This window comes from Rhodopseudomonas palustris (assembly GCF_013415845.1).
In the GTDB taxonomy this organism is placed as follows: domain Bacteria; phylum Pseudomonadota; class Alphaproteobacteria; order Rhizobiales; family Xanthobacteraceae; genus Rhodopseudomonas; species Rhodopseudomonas palustris_F.
The window spans coordinates 887,619-903,337 of the sequence record NZ_CP058907.1; the positions used below are offsets into that span (position 1 = coordinate 887,619).

11 protein-coding genes are annotated in these 15,719 nt (G+C 66.2%); 6 read left to right on the forward strand and 5 right to left on the reverse strand.

All coding sequences use genetic code 11. From position 1 onward, the window contains the following. Positions 1 to 166: 166 nt before the first annotated feature. From HZF03_RS04100 to HZF03_RS04115, 4 genes are all read right to left on the reverse strand, one after another. On the reverse strand, positions 167 to 967 hold the full coding sequence (locus HZF03_RS04100) for a TIGR02186 family protein (RefSeq protein WP_119018464.1): 801 nt from the start codon (positions 965 to 967) through the stop codon (positions 167 to 169). Beyond that, positions 964 to 1,887, reverse strand: coding sequence for a sulfite exporter TauE/SafE family protein (locus HZF03_RS04105; RefSeq protein WP_041810195.1), 924 nt, complete (start codon positions 1,885 to 1,887; stop codon positions 964 to 966). Before HZF03_RS04105 ends, HZF03_RS04100 begins: the two co-directional genes overlap by 4 nt. A 274-nt stretch (positions 1,888 to 2,161) precedes the next feature. Then, positions 2,162 to 5,497 (reverse strand): tetratricopeptide repeat protein, encoded by a 3,336-nt coding sequence (locus HZF03_RS04110; RefSeq protein ID WP_119018463.1) that lies wholly within the window; start codon positions 5,495 to 5,497, stop codon positions 2,162 to 2,164. A 255-nt stretch (positions 5,498 to 5,752) separates the two neighbouring features. Further along, the gene (locus HZF03_RS04115) at positions 5,753 to 6,310 is read right to left on the reverse strand and encodes a TetR/AcrR family transcriptional regulator (RefSeq protein WP_119018500.1); all 558 of its coding nucleotides are present in this window, start codon (positions 6,308 to 6,310) and stop codon (positions 5,753 to 5,755) included. A 332-nt stretch (positions 6,311 to 6,642) separates the two neighbouring features. Between HZF03_RS04115 and HZF03_RS04120 the strand changes: the two genes are divergently transcribed. The 4 genes from HZF03_RS04120 to HZF03_RS04135 all read left to right on the forward strand — a co-directional run bounded on the left by HZF03_RS04120 (position 6,643) and on the right by HZF03_RS04135 (position 12,633). Further along, positions 6,643 to 7,029, forward strand: coding sequence for a nuclear transport factor 2 family protein (locus HZF03_RS04120; protein WP_107342990.1), 387 nt, complete (start codon positions 6,643 to 6,645; stop codon positions 7,027 to 7,029). A 93-nt stretch (positions 7,030 to 7,122) separates the two neighbouring features. After that, positions 7,123 to 8,913, forward strand: a complete 1,791-nt coding sequence (locus HZF03_RS04125; protein ID WP_012494503.1) for an acyl-CoA dehydrogenase C-terminal domain-containing protein — start codon at positions 7,123 to 7,125, stop codon at positions 8,911 to 8,913. Positions 8,914 to 9,083: 170 nt separating this feature from the next. Next, positions 9,084 to 10,292 carry an acetyl-CoA C-acetyltransferase gene (locus HZF03_RS04130; RefSeq protein WP_011156384.1) on the forward strand — a complete coding sequence of 403 codons (1,209 nt, stop codon included), beginning with the start codon at positions 9,084 to 9,086 and terminating at the stop codon, positions 10,290 to 10,292. A gap of 124 nt (positions 10,293 to 10,416) precedes the next feature. Further along, entirely contained in the window at positions 10,417 to 12,633 is a 2,217-nt protein-coding gene (locus tag HZF03_RS04135) for a 3-hydroxyacyl-CoA dehydrogenase NAD-binding domain-containing protein (protein WP_119018462.1), read from the forward strand. 373 nt (positions 12,634 to 13,006) lie between these two features. Here HZF03_RS04135 and gstA read toward each other — a convergent pair whose 3' ends face one another. Beyond that, positions 13,007 to 13,621 (reverse strand): glutathione transferase GstA, encoded by a 615-nt coding sequence (gstA, locus tag HZF03_RS04140; RefSeq protein ID WP_012494505.1) that lies wholly within the window; start codon positions 13,619 to 13,621, stop codon positions 13,007 to 13,009. A gap of 121 nt (positions 13,622 to 13,742) precedes the next feature. Between gstA and HZF03_RS04145 the strand changes: the two genes are divergently transcribed. Together HZF03_RS04145 and HZF03_RS04150 are read left to right on the forward strand one after the other, a co-directional pair. Continuing rightward, positions 13,743 to 14,234, forward strand: coding sequence for a MarR family winged helix-turn-helix transcriptional regulator (locus HZF03_RS04145; protein ID WP_012494506.1), 492 nt, complete (start codon positions 13,743 to 13,745; stop codon positions 14,232 to 14,234). 93 nt (positions 14,235 to 14,327) lie between these two features. Continuing rightward, positions 14,328 to 15,698, forward strand: coding sequence for a glutamate--cysteine ligase (locus tag HZF03_RS04150; RefSeq protein ID WP_119018461.1), 1,371 nt, complete (start codon positions 14,328 to 14,330; stop codon positions 15,696 to 15,698). Positions 15,699 to 15,719 lie beyond the last annotated feature (21 nt).

Consider the following 15,719-nt stretch of genomic DNA (forward strand, 5'->3'; position numbering starts at 1 on the left):
TCGCCCCACACGCCGTCATTCCGGGGCGCAGGCGAAGCCTGCGAACCCGGAATCTCGAAGTGATCAGGCCGAGAGGTCGACAGGCGGGCGCTGCTGGGTGCCCGGAAGCTCCAGATTCCGGGTTCGCGCGTTGACACGCGCGCCCCGGAATGACGATGAGGATGGGTCAGTCGCGCCGGAACACGATGGATGCCATCCAGCCGGTGGCGAGTGCCATCAGGGCGGTGATCAGGCCGTAGATGATGCCGTGCTGGCGGGCTGCGGTGGCGACGAACTGTTCGAAGCCGATCTTGGCGATCTCGAACGAGGTGTCGGTCTCGGTCAGCAGCTCGCCGCTGGCGAACAACTTGATCGAGATGTCGTAGCTGCCGATCGGCACCTCGGCCGGCAGCGGAATTCCGGTGCGGAACAGCGTCGGGGTGAGGAATTTCACCGCGGTGCTGTCTTCGCGGTACAGCCCGCGATCCTCGCGCAGCCGAATGAAAGCCTGGCGAAACTGGTCGTCGGCAACGACGTCCGCGTAGTCGGTGCCGATCCGTTGGGTCAGCAGCACGTGGTTCATGCCGAGCTGCTGCCGGCGCCGCACCTCGGTCGGCGCGATCGCGTCGATCGGCCGGTTGGCGAAGATCGCCAGATAACTCGGCACCATCAGGAATTCGCGGGAGTCGCTGTTGATCCAGATGCCGAATTTGCGCTCCTTGCGCCGTGTCACCATGTTGGCGCGCGGGCCGAACACGCTGATCACCAGATCGTATTTGCCGGCCTCGACGAATGCCGGATGGTCCTTCTCGATCGCGCCGAACAGCACCAGCTCGCCGCCCGAATAGTTCGGCGTGACGGTGACGCGGGCGTTGGAGACCGACACGATCAGCCGCTCCGCTTCCGCCGGCGAGGCGAACGGCAGCATCAGCGCCAGCAGCCCGGCGGTGGCAATCGCGCGGAGCGATGTGAGCCGCCGCGCCATCATGACGGGCTCAGTTCGCGCAGCGTGAACAGCTCGGCGGGGCGGATGCCGAGCTCGATCGCGAAGCGGACGCCGACCGCCAGCACCAGCAGGCCGAGCAGCAGGCGGAGCTGTTCGCCACGGATGCGCTGGCCCGCGCGGGCGCCGAACTGCGCACCGGTGACACCGCCGATCATCAGGATCAGCGCCAGCACCGCGTCGACCAGGTGGCTGGTGGCGGCATGCAGCACGGTGGCGATCAGCATCGTCACCAGGGTCAGCACCATCGAGGTACCCACCACGGTACTGGTCGGCACCCGCAGCAAATAGATCAGCATCGGAACCAGGATGAAGCCGCCGCCGACGCCCATCACGGCGCCGATGAAGCCGATCAGCACGCCGATCGCCACCACCGGCAGCACCGACAGATAGATCTTGGAGCGCTTGAACCGGACCTTGAACGGCAGCGCGTACAGCCAGTTGCGGTTGCCGGAGCGGCCCGCCAGCGGCACCTCACCGCGGTTGGAGCGACGGATCGCGCGGATGCCTTCGTAAACCATCAGACCGCCGACCGAGGTCAGCAGCACGACGTAGGACACCGCGATCACCAAGTCGAGCTGGCCGACCGCGCGCATCAGCACGAAGAACCAGACGCCGAGCCCGGTGCCGGCGATGCCGCCGCATAATAGGACGAAGGCGAGGAGAGGATCGATTGCCCGGCGGCGCCAGTACGACAGCGCACCGGAGAACGAGGACGCCGCCATGTGGCTGGTCACCGAGGCGACCGCGACCGCGGGCGAGATGCCGATGAAGATCAGCAGCGGCGTCATCAGGAATCCGCCGCCGACGCCGAACATTCCGGACACGAACCCGACCGCAGCGCCCATCGCCAGCACGAGCAGGACGTTGACCGGAAGATCAGCGATCGGGAGATAGAGCTGCACGCGCGGTTCGCTTCGGAGTTCTCGCTGTGACGACAGCATCCCCCGGCTCAACGGCTGGCGCTTCGCCCCGGAGATGTTCTTGATTCAATGATCCGGCAACAGATCAGGACCGCTTGGCCGGACCGGCATGGCGGACTTCGCACCAGATCGCGGTTCATCTGAACCGCTGTCCCTGCATAACCGAAATTAGTTCACGCCGGGATTACAGAATCGGTCGCAGTCGGGCTTTTTAGGCCCGGCAGCGCCGATCTCGTCCATCTGATGGACGCAGGCGTTAGCGGGCGGCGCGCTTGGCCGCAGCGGCCGGCTGCCCGTCCCAGCCGCCGGCGGGCGCCGCGACTTTGACGGCGGCGTCGGGCTGCGGCTCGGCCGTGAAGGTCTGGATCGCGAGCTTGGCGGCCGCCAGCGACTGCGGGTCGAGGCGCTTGGCGACATCTTCGCGCTTGCGGCCCGCATCCTCGTCGCCCTGAGCGGCGGCGAGAGAGAACCACTTGTACGACTCCGCGAGGTTTTGATCGACGCCGATGCCGCGGGCATACAGGATGCCGAGGTTGAACTGGCTGTCGGCAACGCCGCGCTCGGCGGCCTTGCGGAACCAGGCCGCAGCAGTCTTGTAGTTCGCGCCCTTGCTGCCGCCGTCGGCGTACAGCACGGCCAGATTGTGCATCGCCTTGGCGTTCCCGCGATCGGCCGCGGTCGAATACAGCTTCCGCGCGACGTCGAGGTCGCGCTTCACGCCGAGGCCCTTCTCGTAAAGCGTGCCGATGCGGAAGATTGCCGGCGTCACGCCGGCATCCGCTGCGCGCTGATACCATTTGGCGGCTTCGTCGTAGTTCACCGGCACGCCCTTGCCTTCGGCGTAACGGGTCGCTACTTCGTAAGCGGCGGCGGCGTCGCCCTTGAGCGCCAGGGTACGCAGCGTCGCACCGCCGATGGTGTCGGGCAGCCGCTCGGCGGACGGAATCGCGACGGTGCCGAACTTCTCCGGCGCCGCGCTCGGCTGCGACGGGATCGTGCCGGTGATGTCGCTGGACGCGGCAGGCTCGGTCTGCTGCGCCGCCGGCGGCGTGTACAGCGACTGACGCTCGACCGGAGTTGGCGAAATCATCGACGGCGGCGGAGCGACCGGCGCGACAGACGGCGGCGCGGCGGGCTCGGTCGGATCGGATTGCCGCTCGTCCGCAGGCAGGCGCTGTTTTTCCGGCGCCGGGCTGGACTTCGGCGCAGTGACGCTGGCGACCGGCGGCGCTTCGCCGCTGTCGAACAGTTTCATTGCCATCTGGAAGCTGGACAGCACGATCACGACGACGCTGGCGCCGACCAGCAGCGACTTGATCTTGGAGCCGAGCGGCGAGCCCGGTGTGCCGCCGTCCGGATCGGGCTTGTCGCCATCGGTCTTCGGCTTGCCGGGCTTGGCCTTGCCGGCGCTAGCGGACGCCGCCGCCTGCGCGGCGCGGCGCGCGGCAGCGATAAAGCTGGTGGCGTTTGCCGGCTCCGGCTGCGCCGGCGCGATCTCGCCCAGCGCGCTTTCAGAAGCGGCGATCCGTTCCGACGGCGAAGCGACCCGGGCCGGCGGCTTGGTGCCGGGCTCGAGCGGATGGTCCGGCGGCAGTGTGGCTTCCCGGCGAGCGGGCGGCGGCACAGCAACGACCGGCTCGATCTTCTGCGGCTGGTGCGGGCCCGCGGCGGACTCGTGGATGTCGTGGAAAGCTCGCGGCCCACGCGGCTCGGGCGCCGGGGCCGGCGGCTCGGCGGCTGGTTTGGCGGCGGCGAACTCGCGCGGCGCGGCAGCGAACGCCTCGACGGCCGGATTGGCCATCTCGGGCTGAGGCTGCGGCGGAACAGGCGCGGCTGCGGGAGTAACCGGGGCCGGTGCGATCGGCGCGGCAGCAAGGAAAGCGGGCTTCGCCGGTTCGGGGGCCGGAGTCGGGGCGGGCGGCGGGGCCAGCGGAGGGGTTGCGCGCGCGGTGCGCAGATCGCCTTCGATCATCGCCAGCCGGTCGACGACATGGCCGAGGGTGTTGTGCACCGCCTCGAGCGAATCCTGAGTGTGGCGATCGGTTTCCGACTGGCTGAAGCGCATGTCGGAGAGTTCGCGCTTGATGGTGTCGACGAAGCTCGGCTCGAGCGCCGGCGCCGGCCGGCGATCGAGCTCCGTCAGCACCGCAAATTGCGACTGCTGCCGCTCCAGCATCCGCAAAATGTCGTGCAGGCCTTCCTCGACCCGGCCGAGATTGGCGCTGCCGCCGCGCTGCTCGGTCGCGGCTTCCATCCGCTCCAGCAGATGCGCGACACGCTGTTCGAGATGCGCGAACGCCGACTGATTGTCGTTGCCGATCGGCAGATGATCGATCCGTTCCGACAGCGCCCGCACGGCGCTTTCGAGCTGCTCGGTGGATTCGCTCGGGGCAGGGCGCTCGCGGCTTTCCAGCGCCGCGGTCAGCGCCGAGATGCGCTGCTCCAGGGCGGCGAACGAGATGCTGTGGTTGTCGGCCTGCGCCAGCTGTTCGATCTTCTCGCCGAGCGCGTGGACGTTGGCGCTGAGTTGCCCCAGCGCCTCATTGGAAGCGACGTTGGAGACGATGCCGCGCAGCGCGCCGATGGCGTTCTCGAGCTGCTGGACCGTGCCCGGATCGTCGCTGTTGCGGACGATCATGTCGATCTTGCCGCCGAGATTGCGGATCGCTTCGTCGAAGCCCGCGAGCTGTTCGGCCGGCGTCAGCGAGCGCAACGCGGTGTAGATCTCGCCGAGCGCGCGTTCGATGCCGGCAATCACTTCACTGTCGCTGCCGTTGGCCCGGCTTTCATCGAGCCGCTGCGCCAGCGAGCGGATCTCGCCTTCCAGCGTTTCGATCGCCTTGCGCGGCATCGCTTCGGTGATGGTCTGGCGGATCTCGGCGAGGTCAGCGCGGAACGCGGCGATCGATTGTTCGACCTTGTCGGAGCGCTGCAGCGCGTCGATCTGGCTGGTGATCTTGTGGAGCTGCTTCTCCAGGCTGGTGAAATCCGGCCCGGCCAGCGGATTCGGGGGGGCCATCGCGGGTGCGATCGGCGGCGCAAACGACGCCGGCTGCCGCGGCATCCGGCCGATGCTGGCATCGAGTTCGCTCTGCCGCGCGGCGATTTCGGCAATCGCCTTGTCGAGCGCGTTCGGGTCGAGTGTGGGGGAGGGGTAGACTTGCTCGGCGGCGCGTTCGACGCGCTCGGTGGGCGATTGGGCCGGCACGGCTGCGGCCTCGGCCGGCCGAGCTGCCGCAGGCTTCGGCTCGGTAATCCGCGCTAGGCGGGCGTCGAGCCGGGAAATCGCGTCGTTCAGCTGCCGCGCGACCGGCGGCTCACTGCGCGCCGGCGTGCGGGAAATATGGTCGATCTGGCGGGCGATGGCGTCGAGCCGCTGATGGATTTCAGCGACTTCGGTAGCGCTGCGCTCGGGCATTGCCGGGCGGCCGGTCATGCGCGGTTGTTCGGTGGCCGGCTGCTGCGGGGCAGCCTCGCCGAGCTGAGCATTGATCCAGTCGGTGAGCGACAGCCCGGCGCGCTTTGCGGCGGCCTCGGCCTTCTCGCGCACTGACGGCTCGATCTCCTCGACACTCCACGACACGCGATTCATGCTCTTGTCCGCACCCAAGCCGGCCCCAGCCGCGCCCCGCACACCTCCGCGTCTTGCTCAAGCGAACATCGACACGACGCGGGAGTCTGCCTCTGGATCGACTTTTTCCCGTTAGGGTAAATACCGAGTTAAGGATCAGCGCGGACGGCGGTGAAACTTAACGGTCGAGGCAGAAAGCTTGGTTTTGCAGCTATTTTGCCGCGCTTTCAGCGGGGCAGGAGCGGCTCGGGAGGCCGTCCGTTACCGCCGGCGTCGCTAACCGCCGGCGCGGGTGAACAGCGCGCTGAGGTCGTCGATGTCGGATTCCGTCACGGCGTTGAGCGCCGGATTCATCACCGCGGTCTGGCCGATATAGGCCCAGTACAGGAACTCGGCCCGGGGGCGGGCATGGCGACTCTCGACGCCGGATTCGATCATCAGCTTGGACAGGTATTCGACCCGCCTCGCGTCGACCGCGGCAACCATCTCGGCGGCGGCCGGATCGGTCGCGGCGAGCTCGCGGATGGCGCGGTCGAGGCTGCGGTCCTCGTTGAAGGCGAGCTTCATCAGATGTGTCAGCCGTGCGGGGCCGACGATCGCCGCATCGATCTCGCGGAACACCTGCTCGGTAACCCGCTCCTTCCAGAGCTGCAGCAGCTGGGTGCGGAAGTCGGTGGCGTCCTTGAAGTGCCAATAGAAACTGCCGCGCGACACGTCGAGGCCGGCGGCCAAATCGCCGACTTTGAGGGCGTTGGCGCCATGTCGGGCGAGCGTCCGCAGCCCGTGGGCAAGCCAGTCCGCGCGCGTCAGCCGATCTTTGGTATCCGAATCCATGCCGGCACCATACACGCGTGTATTGACACGGCCAAGCCGCGCCGTTAGATGCCATTCAGAGGTGTATGGAGATGATCTGGCAGGCTGCTGCGTTGCGGCCGCTGGAAATCATCACATCGGAGGAGCGCTCGTGCACGCCATGTTGGTCCAGCGGCCGATGGTCGACCTGTCCCGAGCCGCCATCCCGGTGCTTTGCAGAGATTTGGAGACGTGCCGGCGCCCAAGCGCGCCGCGGCGTCATCGCGCTTGATGTCGCGACCGATGATGGTCGAACATCCGCCCCGCCTTGCGTCTTCGCCGCAATCTTATCTCGCTCATCCGGAGAACTGCTGATGGCCTTGAACGGGCTCGACACCTGGTATGCCTTCATGAAGTCCCACGACTCAGATGCGTTGTGGGATCTGCTGCATCCGGACGCGGTGTTCGAAAGCCCGGTGGTTCACACCCCGCAGGTCGGGCGGGACATCGTGTTCAAGTACCTCAAGGGGGCCGAAAAGGTGCTGGGCGGCCCGGGCTTCACCTATGTGGGCGAATGGCGCAGCGATAACAGCGCGGTGCTCGAGTTCGAGAACGTGATCGAAGGCATCAAGATCAACGGCGTCGACATCATCACCTTCGCCGACGACGGACGTATTACCCACTTCAAGGTCATGGTAAGACCCTTGAAAGCGATCAACCTGCTGCATCGCTTGATGGGAGAACAGCTGGCGCAGCAATAAGCGCGCCGGCGACTGGTCGAATTCATCTCGCCGTCGCCTGAAGTTGTTTCAGGCGGCGCACACTTCACACCTGATCCCGATCGAGAGAACCGCATGACGATCTACAAGGCCCCGGTTGAAGAAGTCGGCTTCCTGCTCAACGACGTTTTTCAGTTCGACCGCTACAACAACCTGCCCGGGTTCGCCGATGCTGCGGCCGACGTGCGCGACGCGATCATCAACGAGGCGGCGCGGCTGAGCGAGGAAGTGCTGCACCCGCTCAACGCGGTCGGTGATCACGAGGGCTGCACGCGCCATGACGACGGCAGCGTCGCCACGCCGAAAGGCTTCAAGGACGCCTACAAGCAGATCGCCGAAGGCGGCTGGATGGGCCTGTCGTCGCCGGCCGAATATGGCGGCCAGGGCCTGCCGATCACGCTGACCCAGACGGTGCAGGAATTCCTGAACTCCGCCAACATGGCGTTTGCGATGTACCCGGGCCTGACCATGGGCGCCGCGGCGGCGCTGACGGTGCACGGTTCGCCGGAGCAGAAGCAGACTTATCTGCCCAAGATGGTGTCCGGCGAATGGACCGGCACCATGAACCTCACCGAGCCGCAGTGCGGTACCGATCTGGGGCTGTTGCGCACCAAGGCGGTGAAGCAGGCGGACGGCAGCTACAAGATCACCGGTACCAAGATCTTCATCTCGGCCGGTGAGCACGATATGGCCGACAACATCATCCATCTGGTGCTGGCGCGGATCGAAGGCGCGCCGGCCGGCATCAAGGGTATTTCGCTGTTCGTCGTGCCGAAATTCCTGGTCAACCCCGACGGCACCGTCGGCGCCCGCAACGGCGTGATGTGCGGCTCGATCGAGCACAAGATGGGCATCCACGGCAACGCCACCTGCACCATGAACTACGACGGCGCCACCGGCTGGCTGGTCGGCGAAGAGAACAAGGGCATGCAGGGCATGTTCGTGATGATGAACGAGGCTCGCCTCGGCGTCGCGGTGCAGGGCCTGGCGCAGTCGGAAGTCGCGTATCAGAACGCCGTCGAATACGCCCGCGAGCGGCTGCAGGGCCGGGCGCTGTCGGGGCCGAAGGCGACCGACAAGCCCGCCGATCCGATCATCGTGCATCCCGACATCCGCCGCGCACTGCTGACGATGCGCGCGTTCAACGAGGCGGCGCGGGCGCTGGTGTTGTGGACCGCGCTGAAGAGCGATGTCGCGCATCGCTCCAGCGACGCCAAGGAGCGTCAGACCGCCGACGACCATCTCGGCCTGATGACGCCGGTGCTGAAGGGCGTGCTGACCGACGGCGGCTTCGCCAATGCGGTGGCGGCCCAGCAGGTCTATGGCGGCCACGGCTACATCGCCGCCAACGGCGTCGAGCAGTTCGTCCGCGATGCCCGCATCGCGATGATCTACGAAGGCGCCAACGGCATTCAGGCGCTCGACCTGGTCGGCCGCAAGCTGCCGCGTGACGGCGGTCGTGCCGTGATGGCGTTCTTCGCCGAGGTCGGCGCCTTCGCCAAGGAGCACGGCGGCGACGAGGCGATGAAGCCGTTCGTGGCGCCGCTGTCGACCTCGCTCGGCCATCTGCAGAAGGCCACCACCTGGCTGATGATGAATGCGATGGCGCAGCCGGACAACGCCGGTGCCGCCGCCACCGACTACATGCACCTCTTCGGCCTCGTTGCGATGGGCTACATGTGGGCCAAGATGGCCAAGGTGGCGCAGGACAAGATCGCGGCCGAGGGCGCAAAGCCCTTCCTGACCCGGAAGCTGGTCACCGGCCGGTTCTTCGCCGAGCGGATGCTGCCCGAGACCGCGCTGCGGCTGACCCGGATCGAAGCCGGCTGCAGCACCGTGATGGAACTGCCGGCGGAAGCGTTCTGACGCTTTCGTCAAACCAACGTCGTCATTGCGAGCGAAGCGAAGCAATCCAGGGACGCACCGCAGAGCCGGGTTGCTTTGGTCGCTGCGCCCCTCGCCATGACGCTGAGTCTTTCTGACGTTCTGCAATTCGTCCGGCTCCTTTGAGCCCGGACCGAAACGGGAGAAAACGGATGCCCGAAGCCTATATCTACGATCACGTTCGCACCCCGCGCGGCCGCGGCAAGGCCGACGGTTCGCTGCACGAGGTGACCGCGCTGGCGCTCGCCACCGTGCCGCTGAAGGCGCTGAAGGAGCGTAACAACCTGAAGCAGGACGTGGTCGACGACGTCGTGATGGGCGTGGTCGATCCGGTCGGCGAAGCCGGCTCGGACATCGCGCGGTTCGCGGCGATGAAGGCTGGCCTCGGTGAAGCGGTGCCGGGCATTCAGATCAGCCGGTTCTGCGCCTCGGGTCTCGATGCGGTGAACTTCGCCGCGGCGCAGATCATGAGCGGCCAGCACGAGCTGGTGATCGGCGGCGGCGCCGAATCGATGAGCCGCATCGGCATCGGCGCTTCGGGCGGTGCCTGGCCGATGGATCCGTCGATGGCGATCCCGTCCTACTTCATGCCGCAGGGCATTTCGGCCGATCTGATCGCCACCAAATACGGCTTCTCGCGCGACGACGTCGACGCCTATGCGGTCCGGAGCCAGCAGCTCGCCGCGAAGGCATGGGACGAGGGCCGGTTCGACAAGTCGGTGGTGCCGGTGAAGGACATCAACGGCCTGACCATCCTGGCCAAGGACGAGCACATGCGCCCGTCGACGACGATGCAGTCGCTGGCGCAATTGCAGCCGTCGTTCGCGCCGATCGCCGCGATGGGCGGGTTCGACGCGGTGGCGATCCAGTCGCACCCGGAAGTCGAGAAGGTCAACTACGTGCACCATGCCGGCAACTCGTCGGGCATCGTCGACGGCGCCGGAGCCGTGCTGCTCGGTAGCAAGGAAGCCGGCGAGAAACATGGTTTGAAGCCGCGTGCGAAAATCCGCGCCTTCGCCAATATCGGCTCGGAGCCGGCGATGATGCTGACCGGTCCGGTCGACGTCACCAACAAGCTGTTCGAGCGCTCGGGCATGAAGAAGAGCGACATCGATCTGTTCGAGCTCAACGAGGCGTTCGCCTCGGTGGTGCTGCGCTACATGCAGGCGTTCGAGATCGATAACGACAAGATCAACGTCAATGGCGGCGCGATCGCGCTCGGCCATCCGCTCGGCGCCACCGGCGCGATGATCCTCGGCACCGTGCTCGACGAGCTGGAGCGCACCGGCAAGGCGACCGCGCTGGTGACGCTGTGCATCGGCGGCGGCATGGGTACTGCCACCATCATCGAGCGGGTGTGAGTATTCGATAGCGCCGCGGGCCGCGCTACGCGCGACGGCCTGCTCCCTCCCCCCTTGCGGGGGAGGGGAGACGAACAACTACCGCCACGCCGCAATGGCTGCTGGCAGCGAAGGAGCTAATCAGATGGCCTTCAAGAACTTCAAAGTCGAGACCGACGCCGACGGCATCGCACTGGTGACCTGGGACCTGCCCGGCAAGTCGATGAACGTGCTGGACGCTGCAACGATCGAGGAACTCGGTGCGATCGCGGAAGCCACCACCAAGGACGCAGCGGTCAAGGGCGTGGTGATCACCTCGGCCAAGGACGCGTTTTGCGCCGGCGCCGATCTGTCGATGCTGGAGAGCATGAATCAGCAGTTCGCCCAGATCCGCAAGGACAAGGGCGAAGAAGCCGCCCAGAAGATGCTGTTCGACGAGAGCCGCAAGCTGTCGCAGATCCTGCGCGGCATCGAGACCTGCGGTAAGCCGTGGGTCGCGGCGATCAATGGCCTCGCGCTCGGCGGCGGCTTCGAAGTCACGCTGGCCTGCCACTATCGCGTCGCAGCCGACAATCCGAAGACCCGGCTCGGCCTGCCCGAGATCAAGGTCGGCCTGTTCCCGGGCGGCGGCGGCACCCAGCGGATTCCGCGCATCGTCGATCCGCAGAGCGCGATGACGATCCTGCTCAAGGGCGATCAGATCAAGCTCGACAAGGCCAAGGCGCTGAAGCTGGTCGACGCGGTGGTGCCCGCGGCCGATCTGATCAAGACTGCCAAGGACTGGATCAAGAACGGCGGCAAGGCGGTGGTGCCGTGGGACGAGAAGGGCTTCAAGCTGCCCGGCGGCCCGGTGTTCTCCAAACAGGGCATGATGATGTTCCCGGCCGGCAACGCCATCTATCGCCGCGAGACCTACGATAACTATCCGGCCGCGCGCGCGATCATGAGCTGCGTCTATGAGGGCCTGTTGGTGCCGATCGACGTCGCGCTGCGGATCGAGTCGCGCTACTTCGCGCACGTGCTGCAGACCAAGGAAGCGGCGGCGATGATCCGCAGCCTGTTCCTGTCGATGCAGGAGCTGAACAAGGGCGCGCGCCGTCCACAGGGTGTGCCGCCCACCAAGGTCAAGAAGCTCGCCATCATCGGCGCCGGCTTCATGGGCGCCAGCGTCGGCTACGTCTCGGCCAAGGCCGGCATCGAGGTGGTGCTGATCGATCGCGACCAGGAGAGCGCCGACAAGGGCAAGGCACATTGCCAGTCGGTCATCGACGGCCTCATCAAGAAAGGCCGCGCCAAGGAGGCCGACCGCGACGCGCTGATGTCGCGCATCACTGCGACGCCGGACTTCAATGCGATCTCGGATTGCGACCTCGTCATCGAAGCCGTGTTCGAGGATCGGAAGGTGAAGGCCGAGACCTACGCCAAGGCGCAGCCGCTGCTCAAGGAAGGCGCGATCTTCGCCTCCAACACTTCGACGCTGCCGATCAACTCGCTGGCCGAAGAGTTCAAGGACCAGTCGAAGTTCATCGGCATCCACTTCTTCTCGCCGGTCGAGAAGATGATGCTGGTCGAGGTCATCGTCGGCAAGAACACCGGCGACGTCGCGCTCGCCACTGCGCTCGACTACACCCGCCAGATCGGCAAGACCCCGATCGTGGTGAACGACAGCCGCGGCTTCTTCGCCAACCGTTGCGTGCTGCGCTTCACCGCCGAGGGCCTCGAGATGCTGATGGAAGGCGTCCCGGCGCCGATGATCGAGACCGCCGCCAAGATGGCCGGCATGCCGGTCGGCCCGCTGTCGCTGGCCGACGAAGTGGCGCTCGACCTGATCCTGAAGATCATGAAGGCGACCGAAGCCGATCTCGGCGAACAGGCGGTCGATCAGCAGCAGAAGAAGCTGATGGTCGAGCTGGTCGAAAAGCAGGGCCGGTTCGGCCGCAAGAACGCCAAGGGCTTCTACGTCTATCCGGAGAAGGGCAAGGGGCAGAAGAGCCTGTGGGACGGCATCGCCGCACTGCAGCCGAAGCACCTCGATCCCGATACGATCGACGTCGAAGAGCTGAAGCAGCGCTTCCTGGCTGTGCAGGCGGTGGAAGCGGCCCGCACGGTCGAGGACAACGTCATCGTCGACCCGCGCGAGGCCGACGTCGGCTCGATCCTCGGCTTCGGCTTCGCGCCGTTCACCGGCGGCACGTTGAGCTACATCGACTTCATGGGCACCAAGGAGTTCGTGGCGCTGTGCCACAAGCTCGAGGGCAAATACGGCTCGCGCTTCACCCCGCCGAAGCTGCTCGAAGACATGGCCAAGACCGGCGACACCTTCTACCACCGCTTCGCTCCGAAGAAGCAGGCGGCTGCGTAGTCAGTTACTGACTCGTTGAGAAGACGAGGTCTCTGGCCCCGAGCACAGCCGGCTCCCTCTCCCGCTTGCGGGAGAGGGCTGGGGTGAGGGCGCCCCAGGCATTGACTTAGCAAGCGCGGACAGGAGTGCCTTCACCCGCCGCGCTTCGCGCGTCGGCCTCTCCTGCAGGCGGGAGAGGTGCGCGCTGCCGCTGCGGCGAGGCTTCCTCTTACTTCCAGCAGAAACAACAAGGGCCGGATCATCGCGATCCGGCCCTCTCTGTTTTCGCCGTAGTTTCACCTCGTCATTGCGAGGAGCGAGGCGACGAAGCAATCCAGCTCCGTGCACTCGCCTGGATTGCTTCGCCTTCGGCTCGCAATGACGACGAAACCACTTACGCCTTCTGCAGCAGCCCTTCGCTTTGCATCGCTTCCTGCACCTTCGGCCGAGCGGCGACGCGGGCCTTGAAGGCAGCGAGGTTGGGGTAGGGGGCGAGGTCGATCTTCATCCGGTCGCACCAGCTCAGGATCACGAACAGATAGCCGTCGGCCACCGTGAACGACGAGCCCATCAGATAGTCTTTGCCGGCGAGCTGCTTGTCGACATAGCCGAGGTGGCGAGCGATGCGGTCCTTGAAGAAATTCTTGGCATCGTCGCCGAGCGTCGGGGCGAACAGCGGGCCGAAGCTCTTGTGCAGGTCAGTCGAGATATAGTTCAGCCATTCCTGCAGCCGGTAGCGCTCCGGCGATCCGTTGGCCGGCGCCAGCTTGCCGGAGCCTTCCTTGTCGGCGATGAACTGCACGATCGCCGGTCCCTCGGTCAGCACCGAGCCGTCGTCGAGGCCGAGCGCAGGCACCGACCCCTTCGGATTGATCGCGGCGTAGTCGTCGCCGTTCTCCAGCTTCTTCGCCCGGATGTCGACCTTGACCAGGTCGAACGGCAGGCCGGCCTCGCTGAGCGCGATATGCGGCGACAGCGAACATGCACCGGGTGAATAATACAGCTTCATGGAGTGCCTCCTCGGCGGGATTGGATTCAGGCGCGCGGGCGATTAAATGCCGCTGCATGGGCAAGTCAAGATTGATGCACCTGCATACACTGCGCTACAGTCGCTATGGATGGACGAGCCGATGAAACGCAAACCGTCGACCGAGGCCACTGCGGCCTGGGTCCGCCTGATGCGGGTCCGGAGCCGGGTGTTGGACGCTGTCGAGCAGGATCTGAAGAAGGCGGGCTTTCCGCCGCTGGCATGGTACGACGCGCTGCTCGAATTGTCGCGCGCGCCGGGCGGCGAGATGCGCCCGGTCGAGCTCGAAAAGCAGATGCTGATCCCGCAATACTCCACCTCGCGCCTGGTCGACCGGCTTGTCGACGAGGGGCTGGTGGTGCGCCGCGAATGCCGCAGCGACAAGCGCGGCCAGTTCGTCGAAATCACCGAGGCTGGACGCGAATTGCAAAAGAAAATGTGGGCCGCCTATTCGGCGACGATCGAAAAACATGTCGGCTCGAAATTGTCCGATGCCGACGCCGTCCGGTTGTGCGGCCTGCTCGACCGGCTCGGCTGCTCCTGCGACGGCTCCGCCGCTGCGCTCGACGCGCGAGACACCGCAGTCTCGCGATGATAAACAGCTCTCGCTTCGTGTTCGCGGTTGCTTCCAGCCGCGGCTTCCACCACCTCGCGTCGCCCGATCCCGCGCGCTTCTTCCGGACTTCCCATGGCGCGTGACCAACTCGATATGACCCCGCTGAATTCGCGTGACGAACTGGTCGCGTGGCTCGAAGCGGGCGTGAAATCGCCGGCCGAATTCCGCATCGGCACCGAGCACGAAAAGACCCCGTTCACGCTCGACGGCCATCACCCGGTGCCCTACGAGGGCGCCCGCGGCATCGGCGCTCTGCTCGAGGGGATGAAGATCTTGCTCGGCTGGGAGCCGATCATGGAAGGCCCGCACATCATCGGGCTGCACGACGTCACCGGCGGCGGGGCGATCTCGCTGGAGCCGGGTGGCCAGTTCGAATTGTCGGGTGCGCCGGTCGAGACCGTGCATCAGACCCATGCCGAGCTGATGGCGCATCTGGCGCAGGTGCGCGAAGTGGCGACGCCGCTCGGGATCGGCTTTCTCGGCCTCGGCATGACGCCGTCGTGGTCGCGCAGCGAGATCCCGGTGATGCCGAAGGGCCGCTACAAGATCATGACCAACTACATGCCGAAGGTCGGTCGCTACGGCCTCGACATGATGTACCGGACCTGCACGGTGCAGACCAATCTCGACTTCTCGTCGGAAGCCGACATGGTCAAAAAGCTGCGCGTCTCGGTGGCGCTGCAGCCAGTCGCGACCGCGCTGTTTGCCAACTCACCGTTCACCGAGGGCAAGCCGAACGGCTTCCTGTCGTTCCGCTCGGAGATCTGGCGCGACACCGACAACGATCGCTCGGGCATGCTGCCGTGGGCGTTCGAGGACGGCATGGGCTTCGAGCGTTGGGTCGACTACGCGCTCGACGTGCCGATGTACTTCGTCAAGCGCGGCGACAGCTATATCGACGTGGCCGGCTCGTCGTTCCGCGATTTCTTCGACGGCAAGAATGACAAGCTGCCGGGCGAGCGGCCCACGCTGTCGGACTGGGCCAATCATTTGTCGACGATCTTCCCCGAAGTGAGGCTGAAGCGGTACCTGGAAATGCGTGGCGCCGACGGTCAGCCGTGGGGCCGCCTGACGGCGCTGCCGGCGTTCTGGGTCGGACTGCTGTACGACGACACCAGCCTCGACGCCGCCTGGGAGCTGGTCAAAGGCTGGAGCGCCGAGGAGCGCCAGGCGCTGCGGGACGAGGTGCCGCGGCTGGGGTTCAAGGCGAAGATCGGCAACCGCTTCCTGTTCGAAATCGCCAAGGATTGCCTGGTGCTGGCCCACGCCGGGCTGCGCCGCCGCGGCCGCATCGACGCCACCGGCCTCGACGAATCGCGGCATCTGGCGCCGCTCGACCGCATTCTCGACAACGGCCATACCCCGGCCGAGGAGATGCTCGAGAAATACAACGGTGCGTGGCGCGGCTCGGTGGAGCCGGCCTACAACGAATTCGCGTTCTGAACGCTGGCGGACCAAGACCGC